This is a genomic window from Prevotella sp. ICM33 (genome assembly GCF_000517825.1).
Classification (GTDB): Bacteria; Bacteroidota; Bacteroidia; order Bacteroidales; family Bacteroidaceae; genus Prevotella; species Prevotella melaninogenica.
In genome coordinates, this window is the sequence record NZ_JACD01000087.1 from 35,114 (window position 1) to 48,186 (window position 13,073).

General features: G+C 39.9%; 8 protein-coding genes, 3 tRNA genes and 1 other RNA gene. 8 read left to right on the plus strand and 4 right to left on the minus strand.

The genetic code is table 11. The features are described 5' to 3' along the window. The first annotated feature begins 35 nt into the window (after nt 1–35). The 7 genes from HMPREF1505_RS11015 to HMPREF1505_RS11045 all read left to right on the plus strand — a co-directional run bounded on the left by HMPREF1505_RS11015 (nt 36) and on the right by HMPREF1505_RS11045 (nt 8,658). Nucleotides 36–1,757, plus strand: coding sequence for a DEAD/DEAH box helicase (locus HMPREF1505_RS11015; RefSeq protein ID WP_036925330.1), 1,722 nt, complete (start codon nt 36–38; stop codon nt 1,755–1,757). 927 nt (nt 1,758–2,684) lie between these two features. After that, nucleotides 2,685–4,019 (plus strand): NADP-specific glutamate dehydrogenase, encoded by a 1,335-nt coding sequence (locus HMPREF1505_RS11020; RefSeq protein WP_036925332.1) that lies wholly within the window; start codon nt 2,685–2,687, stop codon nt 4,017–4,019. Between the two features lie 327 nt (nt 4,020–4,346). Further along, nucleotides 4,347–6,095: a bifunctional UDP-sugar hydrolase/5'-nucleotidase gene (locus tag HMPREF1505_RS11025; protein ID WP_036925333.1), complete on the plus strand. Its 1,749-nt coding sequence runs from the start codon at nt 4,347–4,349 to the stop codon at nt 6,093–6,095. Between the two features lie 97 nt (nt 6,096–6,192). After that, nucleotides 6,193–6,969, plus strand: coding sequence for an NAD(+) diphosphatase (nudC, locus tag HMPREF1505_RS11030; protein WP_036925335.1), 777 nt, complete (start codon nt 6,193–6,195; stop codon nt 6,967–6,969). 30 nt (nt 6,970–6,999) lie between these two features. Then, entirely contained in the window at nt 7,000–8,301 is a 1,302-nt protein-coding gene (locus HMPREF1505_RS11035) for an NCS2 family permease (RefSeq protein ID WP_036925343.1), read from the plus strand. A gap of 193 nt (nt 8,302–8,494) precedes the next feature. Next, nucleotides 8,495–8,572: transfer RNA gene (locus HMPREF1505_RS11040), tRNA-Val, on the plus strand. Between the two features lie 4 nt (nt 8,573–8,576). Then, nucleotides 8,577–8,658, plus strand: a tRNA-Tyr gene (locus tag HMPREF1505_RS11045). Between the two features lie 144 nt (nt 8,659–8,802). Here the strand turns inward: HMPREF1505_RS11045 and HMPREF1505_RS13220 are convergent. From HMPREF1505_RS13220 to rnpB, 4 genes are all read right to left on the minus strand, one after another. Next, a tRNA-Cys gene (locus tag HMPREF1505_RS13220) sits at nt 8,803–8,873 on the minus strand. Between the two features lie 403 nt (nt 8,874–9,276). After that, nucleotides 9,277–9,684: a YkvA family protein gene (locus HMPREF1505_RS11050; protein WP_004360837.1), complete on the minus strand. Its 408-nt coding sequence runs from the start codon at nt 9,682–9,684 to the stop codon at nt 9,277–9,279. Between the two features lie 25 nt (nt 9,685–9,709). Then, nucleotides 9,710–10,138: a hypothetical protein gene (locus HMPREF1505_RS11055; protein WP_036925336.1), complete on the minus strand. Its 429-nt coding sequence runs from the start codon at nt 10,136–10,138 to the stop codon at nt 9,710–9,712. A gap of 94 nt (nt 10,139–10,232) precedes the next feature. Then, nucleotides 10,233–10,618, minus strand: an RNA gene (gene rnpB, locus HMPREF1505_RS12710) — RNase P RNA component class A. Nucleotides 10,619–11,331: 713 nt separating this feature from the next. On the opposite strand from rnpB, the gene HMPREF1505_RS11060 reads away from it, so the two are divergent. Then, the gene (locus HMPREF1505_RS11060) at nt 11,332–12,798 is read left to right on the plus strand and encodes a trypsin-like peptidase domain-containing protein (RefSeq protein WP_036925337.1); all 1,467 of its coding nucleotides are present in this window, start codon (nt 11,332–11,334) and stop codon (nt 12,796–12,798) included. Nucleotides 12,799–13,073: the final 275 nt, after the last annotated feature.

Here is a 13,073-nt window from a genome sequence, read left to right on the forward strand (position 1 = left end):
ACTACCCTCATTGAAGAAGGGCAAAACAGTAAAATATGTATTTTGAAGATTTAGATTTAAACGATAACGTACTTGACGCACTATATGACATGCGTTTTGATGAATGTACTCCAGTTCAGGAGAAGTGCATTCCCGAAATATTAAAAGGACACGACGTATTGGGCGTTGCCCAGACTGGAACAGGTAAAACAGCGGCTTACCTCCTTCCAGTTCTCTCTAAACTGGCTGATGGTGGCTACCCTGAGTCAGCAATTAATTGTGTCATCATGTCGCCTACTCGCGAGTTAGCACAGCAGATTGACCAAGGTATGCAGGGCTTTGCCTACTATCTTGATGGTGTATCTTGTGTTGCTGTCTATGGCGGTAATGATGGTAATAGATACGACCAAGAGTTGAAGAGTCTCGCATTAGGAGCAGATGTAGTGATTGCTACACCGGGTCGTTTCATCTCTCACATCTCTCTCGGTAACGTAGACTTATCTAAGGTGAGTTTCTTCATCCTTGACGAAGCCGACCGTATGCTCGACATGGGTTTTGCTGATGACATTATGACTATTGCAAAGAAATTGCCTGCAACATGTCAGACAATTATGTTCTCTGCTACAATGCCTAAGAAGATTGAAGAACTTGCGAAGACATTGCTAAAGAATCCTGTTGAGATTAAACTCGCTGTTAGTAAACCTGCAGAGAAGATTCAGCAGACAGCTTACGTATGCTATGAAACGCAGAAAATGGGTATCATTAAGGATATCTTCAAGGCTGGAGATCTCAAGCGTGTCATTATCTTCTCAGGTTTAAAACAGAAGGTAAAGCAGATTGCAGGATCGCTTAATCGCATGCACATCAACTGTGGTGAGATGCATTCCGACCTCGATCAAGAACAGCGTAATGACGTTATGTTTAAGTTCAAGAGCGGACAAATTGATGTATTGGTGGCTACTGACATCGTTTCACGTGGTATTGATATCGATGATATTGCAATGGTCATCAACTATGATGTACCTCATGACGCAGAGGATTATGTTCACCGTATTGGCCGTACAGCACGTGCTGACCGTGACGGAAAGGCGATTACCTTCGTGAATGAAGACGATATCTACTTCTTCCAGCAGATTGAATCGTTCTTAGAGAAGGAGGTTGAGAAGGCGCAACTACCAGCAGAACTTGGCGAAGGTCCTGAATATAAGAGCAACGGAAAGCCTAAGAAGGGTGGCAATAGTGCCAAGAGCCGTCGCCGTAAGGACCGTGACCATCAGAGTCATAAGGACAAGAAACAGGGAAACAACAAGCAGCGCAACAGACGTCCTGCACCACAGACACAGAACAACACTGACGAGAACAACGCGAACCAACAGGAGCGTAAGGCTGGTAACAAACAGAATAATAAAACTCAAAAGCAGCAAGATAACAAGCCTGTAGCAACTGAGGGTAAACCAGTAAACAAGAAGAATAACCGTCAGAATAAGGGTAAGCAGCAGGAGCGTCAGACAAAAACAGAGAACGAGAAGCGCAATGACAGAAAACCTGCTAATAATAAAGGCAATGCTGACAACACTACCAATCAGCAGAATAAGAAGCCTAACAATAAGCGTAAGAAACGTAACAACCGCCAGCGTACACCAGAAGACAAGTCTGTAAGAAGGAGTACGAAATATGATATTCGTGAGGAGTTGCCATCAACATCAAACAACGAATCAGGCTTGAAGGCTCTTATTAAAAAACCTCTGAAGTGGCTTCGTGGACTCGGTAAGAAGTAAAGCGAGTTCGTTTACACATTATTATATAATGCCCGTAATCCCAAACAAGGATTATGGGCATTGTTATATCGCTATCAAACCTTTATCGTATTATACGCATAAAACATAGTTTTTTACTCATATTAGTTTATTAAACCTAAACAGATTGTATGCTATTATCGAATAGCTTGTTTGTTTTTGAAACAAAGACATTGCACACTATTTCGAGTTACATAACCTGCCAAGAACTCTGTCTATCTACGAAATTAATAAAAGAAGAAGTCTTCAAACGCTCAAAAAGGAATACTCTTCTTCATTACTAAGCCTTATTAATCAATATATCCGAAGTCCCATGCAACAGATTCTGTGACTAAAGAAAATAGTAATACTCCTCCACACCATTGGTGCTTACCCTCCGCACAACATGTGCGAAGCGTTCGCACATAATGTGCTAAGCATAAAAATGTAGGGAGAAGATTTGTAAAAATGGAAAATACAACCTCACTTAAAATATTTAAACCCAAACATACTTATCCGACTTGTAATGCAGTAATTATGCGTTAAGATAAAAAACTATAGCAAAGTGGCTTTTATCAAGATTAATTTTCCTGTCACTACTGTCATTACCTATATATAGGTAACTATTTATTTTACAAACACTTGCACGAAATGTTAAAAGTGACAGCAACATGAATTATAAAAAATAGTGTAATAAGGTAAGATGTTTACGTATATGTAGTACTAACAATACGCTCTTCATCTTGCAAAAAAGATAACAGGTATTCTACTAAAATCGAAAGTGAGTTGATAGTGACTTATTCACACCATAATCAAATATTTTACAACAAAAAGATAGATATTTAAGCAAAAATCGTTATCTTTGCAACATAAACAAGCGTAATTATAAAAACAGAACATTTCAGGGTATAATAATAAAAACAACTATTTATGAAAGCAACAGAAGTCGTAGAGAGATTAAAACAGCGTTTTCCAAATGAGCCAGAGTATATTCAGGCTGTTTCACAGGTATTAGATACGATCGAAGATGAATACAATAAACATCCAGGTTTTGAACAAGCCAATCTTATCGAGCGACTCTGTGTGCCAGACAGAATCATTAAGTTCCGTGTAAACTGGGTTGATGACAAGGGAAATGTACAAACCAATATGGGCTTCCGTGTACAACATAACAACACTATTGGTCCTTACAAAGGTGGATTACGTTTCCATGCATCGGTTAATGAGTCTATCTTAAAATTCCTTGCCTTTGAACAGACATTCAAGAACTCACTGACAACACTCCCTATGGGTGGCGCTAAGGGTGGTTCAGACTTTTCTCCTCGAGGTAAGTCAAATGCAGAGGTAATGCGTTTCTGTCAGGCTTTCATGAGAGAATTGTGGAATTACATTGGTCCAGACTGTGACGTTCCAGCTGGTGACATCGGTGTTGGTGGACGCGAAGTTGGCTATATGTTTGGACAATATAAGAAACTGACGAATCAGTTTGTTGGTATTCTTACAGGTAAAGGTCAGGAGTTCGGTGGTTCCCTCATCCGTCCTGAAGCAACAGGATATGGTAATGTATACTTCTTGCAGAACATGCTTAAGACTCGCAATATTGACCTTAAAGGTAAGACTGTCCTTGTCTCTGGTTCGGGTAATGTAGCACAGTACACAATAGAAAAGTTGCTTGAATTAGGTGCAAAGCCCCTTACCTGTTCTGATTCTGATGGTTACATCTATGACCCAGATGGCATAGATGAGGAGAAGTTGGCTTATATAATGGAACTTAAGAACATTGAGCGTGGACGTATTCGTGAGTATGCAGAGAAGTATAATGTGAAGTATGTCCCAGGAGGAAGACCTTGGTCTGAGAAGGCTGACATCGCAACTCCATGTGCTACACAGAATGAAATCAACGGAGAAGCAGCTGCTGAACTCGTAAAGAATGGTGTTATTGCTGTGACAGAAGGTGCAAACATGCCTTCTACACCAGAGGCAGTAAAGATTTTCCAAGAGGCAAAAGTACTTTATTGCCCAGGTAAAGCAAGTAATGCCGGTGGTGTAGCAGTGTCAGGACTTGAGATGAGTCAGAACTCTGGACGTCTGAAGTGGAGCCGTGAAGAGGTTGACCAGAAACTCCATCAGATTATGGATGATATCCACGCAAACTGTGTAAAATACGGAACAGAGTCAGATGGATATATCAACTATGTAAAGGGTGCTAATGTAGCAGGCTTCATTAAAGTTGCTAAGGCAATGATGGCGCAAGGCGTTATTTAGATTCTTCACAGTTAGAACCGCAATAAAAGAACTGGAGTACACAACTTAAACTTTTATATATGCTCAAAGCATTCAACAGGAAAGATATCTACCATGAATGTTTGAAAGCGTGATAAAAGATTTTAAGTTATGTGCTCCTGTTATTTTGCTACAATCAACCTTAATTGGATTACATATTCTGACTTTATCAAACAATTCTACATTAACCCATAAAACACGCCTACCCCAACTCAACTAACCTTTAAAAAGACTTTTGAAACATAACAAATCAAGTTCGTTTTTTTCCGTATAATTTAGTACTTTTGCAGTTGAATTAAAAATAAAGTTATGAAACTTTCAACAATATTACTTTCCATCATGTTAGGACTCAGTTCTTCAACTATGGCACAACAGAAAGATGTTACTATCAAACTTATCGAAACAACTGATGTGCATGGTTCTTTCTTCCCATACGACTTCATCACCAGAAAACCTAAAAGTGGTTCTATGGCAAGAGTCTATACATTGGTAGAAGAGCTGCGTAAGAAGGATGGGAAAGACAATGTCTATTTATTGGATAATGGCGATATCCTACAAGGTCAGCCTATCTCCTACTACTATAATTACGTCGCACCAGAGAAGACTAACATCGCTGCAAGCGTGCTTAACTATATGGGATATGACGTAGCAACGGTTGGAAACCACGATATAGAGACAGGACATAAGGTTTATGACAAATGGTTTAAGGAACTGAAGTTCCCTATCCTTGGTGCAAATATTATTGACACAAAGACTAATAAGCCTTATATCTTACCTTATTATACTATCAAGAAAAAGAATGGTATTAAGGTTTGTGTTATCGGTATGCTCACTCCTGCTATACCTAACTGGTTGAAAGAGAGTATTTGGAGTGGTCTACGCTTTGAAGAAATGGTCTCTTGTGCCAAGCGAACAATGGCAGAAGTGAAAACGAAAGAAAAGCCAGACGTTATTGTTGGTTTGTTCCATTCTGGCTGGGATGGTGGTATCAAGACGCCAGAATACGACGAAGACGCTTCGAAGAAGGTAGCAAAGGAAGTACCAGGTTTTGATATTGTGTTCTTCGGTCATGACCATACTCCACATAGTTCGATTGAAAAGAATATTGTTGGTAAAGACGTAATCTGTCTTGACCCTGCTAACAATGCACAACGTGTAGCCATAGCAACATTAACCCTTAGACCTAAGACTGTCAAAGGTAAACGGCAATACACCGTAACAAAAGCTACGGGTGAATTGGTTGATGTAAAGGAACTCAAAGCTGACGATGCTTTCATTCAGCACTTCCAGCCAGAGATTGATGCTGTAAAGGCATGGAGCGACCAGGTAATTGGAAGATTTGAAAATACTATCTATTCAAAAGATAGTTACTTTGGCAACTCTGCTTTCAACGACCTTATCCTCAACTTGGAGTTGGAGATTACTAAGGCAGATATTGCTTTCAATGCACCTTTATTATTCAACGCATCTATCAAGGCTGGTCCTATCACTGTTGCTGATATGTTCAATCTTTATAAGTATGAGAATAACCTCTGTACCATGCGTTTGACAGGTAAAGAGATTCGTAAGCATCTTGAAATGAGTTATGACCTATGGTGTAACACAATGAAGAGTCCTGACGACCATCTGCTTTTGCTCTCTAACACACAGAATGATGCACAACGTCTTGGTTTCAAGAACTTCTCATTCAACTTTGATTCAGCAGCTGGTATAGATTATGAAGTAGACGTTACGAAACCTGACGGACAGAAGGTACGTATCCTTCGCATGAGTAATGGAGAACCATTTGATGAAAATAAGTGGTACACAGTAGCAGTTAATAGCTATCGTGCTAATGGTGGTGGCGAGTTATTAACCAAGGGTGCTGGTATTCCACGTGACTCTTTGAAGAGTCGAATCATTTGGGAAAGCCCAAAAGACCAACGCCATTATTTGATGGAAGAGATAAAGAAGGCAGGTGTGATGAATCCACAGCCAAACCATAACTGGAAGTTTATTCCAGAGACATGGACCATTCCTGCTGCAGCACGTGACCGCAAACTTCTTTTTGGAGAATAAACAAATAAGAAGGGAAAGTAACCAAAGAGTAATAAACATAATGACAGTTTAGAGTTTAAGGTTAATAGAATTAGGCAAAAGATTAATACTGAGACCAATGAAAAAATACTGGTTTGTTTTCTGTAAGACAGATATCATGCTTGAGAAAGTGGGTAAAGGCTATACCATTCCACTTTCTGAAGAAGCTCCAGTAACACTACATCCTTGGACACATGTACTGAATGTCACTCCTATGGAGGATTGTACAGAAGTGAAGGCGGTCATGATAGACCAACCTATTACGAACAATCCTCTGTATGAGATGTGTGGCTTACGTCCATCTTTCTACCACCTTTCCAAGGAACTTTATCTTAAGGCTGGCAAGTGTCATGAACTACTTTACTGGGATAATAACACTAAGTTCTGTGGCGTTTGTGGTGCACCAATGAAGATACACACCGATATATCAAAGCGTTGTACGAATTGTGGAAAAGAAGTATGGCCACAATTGGCAACAGCAGTCATCGTTCTTGTACACCGAGGCGACGAAATCCTTTTGGTACATGCTCGTAACTTCAAGACCGATTTCTATGGACTTGTAGCGGGCTTTGTTGAGACTGGTGAAACACTCGAAGAGGCTGTACATCGTGAGGTAGAAGAAGAAACAGGGATCAAGATAAAGAACATCCGTTATTTTGGTTCACAACCTTGGCCCTATCCTTGTGGTCTGATGGTAGGCTTTAATGCCGATTATGACGGTGGAGACATTCATCTACAACAAAGCGAACTATCAAAAGCAGCCTGGTTTACTAAAGACAACCTACCAACCATTCCTGAGCCTTTATCAATTGCACGAATAATTCTTGATGATTGGATAAATAAAACATCAATATAAACTAAAGAGTATTTAAACCTTAAAACAATGATGACTTTCTTAGAAAAAGCCCTCGGATTTGATTCCAAATCTATGAAGCTCCGCACTGAGATTATCGCAGGAGCAACAACATTCTTAACTATGAGCTATATCTTAGCTGTCAATCCAAGTATTCTTGCAAGTACTGGTATGGACAAGGGAGCGCTCTTCACAGGTACAGCACTGGCAGCAGCTATAGCTACATTGTTGTTAGCATTTATGGCAAAGCTTCCTTTTGCACAAGCTCCATCTATGGGTCTTAACGCCTTCTTTGCCTATACACTCTGCGTATCATTAAAGTTTACATGGCAGCAGTCGCTTGCTATCATGCTCATTGAGGGTATTCTCTTCGTCGTAATTACCTTCTTCAACGTGCGAGAGATGATTCTCAATGCTATCCCGACAAATTTACGCTATGCCATATCAGCTGGTATTGGTATGTTCATTGCTTTTATCGGTCTGAAGAATGCAAATATTATCGTTAATAACGATGCAACCCTCGTTGGCTTAGGAGCCTTCACACCTACCTGTATTCTTGGTATCATTGCTATCTTACTCAGTGGTGCGCTCATGGCAAGAAACGTCAAAGGCTCTTTGTTCTGGGGTATCATCATCACAACAATTATAGGTATACCAATGGGCGTAACAGTCTTTCCTAATGGATGGCTACCAGTTTCTGCACCACAGGACATAACTCCTATCTTCTGTAAGTTTGACTTTTCAGGTCTTCTGAATCTTAAGACTGTATTGGTAATATTCTCTCTACTCTTAATAAACATCTTTGACACTATCGGCACCCTGATGGGCTTAGCTGATAAAACAGGTATAGTTGAACCAAATGGCAACATCCCGCATGTAAAGGAAGCAATGATGAGTGATGCCATTGGTACAACTTGCGGTGCTATGTTGGGTAGTTCTACGCTAACTACATACGTTGAGAGCGCAAGCGGTATTGCAGAAGGTGGTCGATCTGGTGTAACAGCATTTACAGTAGGTATTTTCTTCATCGTATCACTCTTCCTCTCCCCTATCTTCTTACTCATCCCAAGTGCAGCAACAAGTGGAGCTTTGGTTATGGTAGGTGTACTGATGATTGACTCTGTAAAGAAAATCAATCTTCAGGATATTACAGAATCATTCCCAGCCTTCATCACAATGATTACAATGGTGCTTTGCTATTCTATCGCTGATGGTATTTGCTTAGGAATCATTGCATATGTATTCATGAAGACTTTTACACGTCAGTGGAAGGATCTGAACTGGACACTCGTTGTATTAGCAGTTCTCTTTATCCTGAACTTTGTGAGAAGCTAACAACGACTTTTAAATAAGCAACTCCCTATGAGTCATAAAGCTACTCATAGGGAGTTTTTATTTATATCACCATACCACACCTACTCTAAAAGAACATTTCTTTGTCATATAATAGAAAAAGAAGAAAAAACCATGATAAAGTTTGCACAATTAAAATAAAATGACTACTTTTGCAACCGCTTACGAAAAGTAAGGGCGTTTAGCTCAGCTGGTTTAGAGCATCTGCCTTACAAGCAGAGGGTCGGCGGTTCGAATCCGTCAACGCCCACCACCTTGGGTAGTTTCCAGAGTGGCCAAATGGGGCAGACTGTAAATCTGCTGCTTCTAGCTTCGGTGGTTCGAATCCATCACTACCCACAAAAGAGTTGTAATCATTTGATTACAACTCTTTTGCTTTCTAAACCCATTACCATCAAACCGCTGACGAAACATTGGGGCAACTAATGATGTGCTGACAAAGTTATAGAAATAAAAAAGACTCCCAATACAGAGAGTCTTTTGAGGTGCCTAGCGGAATCGAACCGCTCTACATGGTTTTGCAGACCATTGCCTAACCTCCCGGCCCAAGCACCATTCTATTACAAATCATAATTGCGATTTGCGAGTGCAAAGATAATCAATTATTTCGGTTTAACCAAACAATTCAGAAACTTTTTTCAATAAAGATTACGTAAAATCTTCTTCATGTAAGATGCCGAGAATCTTTCACAGACATCGAGCAAAAAGATAAGTTCAAGTAATCCTATTGATAGGTTTCTTAAATGAAACTATTTAAAACAAGCGGGCTTCTTACGACCTTCCAATTTCTGCTTTTTCTTTAACTGATCATGAATGGTACAACCCGAGCATCCATGACATGGATCACTTGCTGCTCGAAACGATTGCCACGTACGATAAACCACATAGCCTATAGCTGATAAAATCACTATGGCTAAGACAACATACTGCCACATCTTTTCCTACTTATTCTACTTTTCACACTGGAGTATTAGTAGTATCTTCTGTAAAGATATCTTCTGCTACCTCCATCTCATCATCATCAAACCACTTTGACAGCTTTTCGCGTGCCTGCTTTTTCATATCATCATCAACAGAAGACCACACCTTATTTAATACGTAAAGCAAAACACCAAGGTCGTCTGATAGTCCTGCAATAGGAATAGCATCAGGCACAGCATCAAGCGGTGAGATGAGATAACCCAATGCACCAATGATAATAGCCTTATCCTTAAGTGACACCTTATCACTTTGTATCAAATAATACAAAATCAATGCCACATATACCAACTTAGCACCAGCACGCTTTGCTACACGTTGAATCTTGTCAAAGAAACCCTGTTGGGTAAACTTGTCTTTATACTTTTGAAAATCAGGTAATTCCATACTACAACTAAATCATTAACAAAACTTACTTAAAATCCATAACTCGGTCTACATAAGCCTTCGCCTCTGGATAGTCTTGATTAGCACGACGAATCTTGTTACGCACTAAAACTTTCATCATTACCCTATAAAGAAGGAAGAGAACCAAGCCTACACCGATAGCTGCCAACACATTCAGTATTCCTTTAAAAGGCAGCGAATCATCTGGAAATGCCGACATTACCAATATCGGTAAGCACAAAAGGAAGCCCGCTATTGTATAACGCGAACGCTCTGTACCCTCACTGTCCAAAGCCGCTTGGTAATCAAAAAGATAATTAGAAAGTTCCTCCTCACTTACATTAGCTGGTAACTGAGGGAAGCCCACTTCGTCTTTATGATTTCTGATTTTATTTTCTACTGTGTGTTGAAAATCATCCAACACAGTTACATACTGTTCTTCTAAATCTTTCATGATTTTCCAATGTTTTTATATTAATAAAAAACTCCCAACTCTCCTCCATCATTCCAAACAGAATGGGAGAAGATGAGCGTATATGAAAGAAAAATAAAACAGTGTTCCTATAAGCCGGGTTCTGTTTCTTCCTCATCTTTCGATAATAGGAAGATGCCTGTCATTTATCTATATTACAAGTCACCTTGCAATTAAAGCATTCTACCCTCCGTTGTGCTTGCGCTTGGGCGGGCTACCCTCAAACAACGGTTTACATGAACTTGCAGCTCCTGAACGGCACAGCCAGACGATCACCCGCCTGCTGGTAGTCTCTTACACCACCTTCTCACCCTTACCACACATTACTGCATGGCGGTTATTTTCTTCTACCTACATCTACTGTCACCAATAGCTTCTATTTTCGGAAGCAGGATGCCCTATGCTGCCCGGACTTTCCTCTCGCATCCATTACAGATGCCAGCGACAGAGCCGGAACACTGCCTTATCAGAATGCAAAGATAATGGAAAACATGGAAAAGCCAAAATATTTCAATGATAATCTAAACTTAGCCAAGAAAAGAGATAGTATAAAAAGACAGAAAGAAGTTATTGTGTGAACCTAAACACATAGACATTAAGATAATTATAACAACATAATAGCATATCAAGCTATAAACAAGATTCTTAAAGCTACCTTTACACCTATTATACCTATGCTCTACGTATTATAAAACAAGGCTTTACACACATTAGAGTATATCTTCACGAAAGTATTTTCATGACAATAAAAATTTCTTTTCATGAAAATAATCACGTCATACAGTAGTTTTTGCATCTCTGCCATACCTTTCAGTACCTATAAGTATTAAATAATGTGCTCATCCAAAGCCCTCTCCAAAGAGTGGAGTTACATCAACCACATGATACAATGACTTACATTTCCTTTCATTTTGTCAACTTATTAAAACAATAAGATGACAATTAGGAACAAAACAACTACCTAAAACAAATAAATGCAAAATTTACATCACATCAGATTAATAGTCGTTAAGTGTTAAATTTTAATTGTTAAAATCGGATAAAGATAACTGACAAATTGTCGGTTTTACAAAATTTGCTCCTATATTTGCATTTCAGAATATGTCAACAAGACATTTACAAATAATGACGGCTTGACACATAAAAAAGTAATTAACGAACAAATAATTAAGAATATGAAGAATTTATCAAAGTATTTGGCAGGCGCGGCATGTGTTACAGCCCTCGCCTTTTCTACCGGCGCCTTCATCAAAGTGTATGCTGCAGAAGCACCAGTTGTAGCTCCTGGTCAGCCAGTTGACCTCACATACGCAGCTGAGAAAGCTCTTCCAGCTGTCGTTCACATTAAGTATGTACAGAATTCTAAGACGCAGACCGTTGATGTTCAAGATGACCCATTTGGTGGTTTCTTCGACCCATTTGGTTTCTTTGGAAATCCTAATCAAGGTAATGGTTCACGCCGTCAGCAGGTTCAGACTCCTAAGAAGGAGGCTACAGGTAGCGGTGTTATCATCTCACCTGATGGTTATATCGTAACAAATAATCACGTTGTTGAGGGTGCTGATGAATTGACAGTCACACTGAATGACAACCGTGAGTTCTCTGCTCGCATCGTTGGCACCGACAAGCAGACTGACCTCGCACTGCTAAAGGTAAACGCAAAGGATCTCCCTACCCTTCCTATTGGCGACTCCGACAAGCTGAAAGTTGGAGAATGGGTAATTGCAGTAGGTAACCCTTACAACCTCAACAATACTGTAACGGCTGGTATCGTAAGTGCTAAGTCACGTGGTTTGGGCGCTACTCGCAATGGTATTGAGAGCTTTATCCAGACTGACGCAGCCATCAACCAGGGTAACTCTGGTGGTGCATTGGTTAACACTCAGGGTGAGTTAGTAGGTATCAACGCTATGCTCTACTCACAGACAGGTGCATATAGTGGTTATGGTTTTGCTATCCCAACATCAATAATGAATAAGGTTGTTGATGATATCAAGAAGTATGGTAGCGTACAACGTGTAATGCTCGGCATTCAAGGTGGTGACGTACTGAACTTCATCAACGCTCAGAAAGAAGAAGGCAAGAACGTTGACCTTGGTACAAATGCTGGTGTTTACGTTAGCGAGGTTTCAGAAGAAGGAAATGGTGCAGCCTTAGGTTTGGCAAAGGGTGATGTTATCACTAAGTTTGACGGACAGAAGGTGACACGTATGTCTGAGCTTCAGCAGGCACTCAACAGCAAGCGTCCTGGCGATAAGGCAACCGTTACTTTCATCCGCAATAAGAAAGAAATCTCAAAGACTATCACACTGAAGAATGCACAGGGTACGACAAAGGTAATCGAGCAGGCTGACATCGACGTTCTTGGTGGTCAGTTCCGTCCAGTACAGGATGCCCTTAAAAAGCAGTTGAATATCAACTATGGTCTTGAGGTACTGAAGGTTAACAATGGTGCATTGAAGTCTGCTGGAATCAATCGTGGCTTCATCATTCAGAATGTAAACGAGACCATGGTGAAGAACATTGACGACTTGCAGAATATTGTTAAGAAGGCATCTACCAGCAAGGACCCAGTTCTCTACGTTCAGGGTATTTACCCAACTGGTAAGAAGGCTTACTTCGCTATTCCTCTTGCTGATTAACGACAAATAACTTTCAGCTGAAAAGCTGACAAAATAAGAATTCCCCCATTCTTGGTTTTAGATACAAGAATGGGGGAATATTTTTTGATAAGCAGTACCGTGAAAAATTATTACATAATTTCAAGTAAAATATCTATAAACAACGGCAAAAACACATATAAAAAGCGACTTTATAACCAACAGTATATCAATCAGTTATAAATCAGCAAATCAAAAGGTACTTAATAGGACTTCAAAAGGGCGTTAGTAAGGGTCTTAAAGGGCACCTTTTGCAA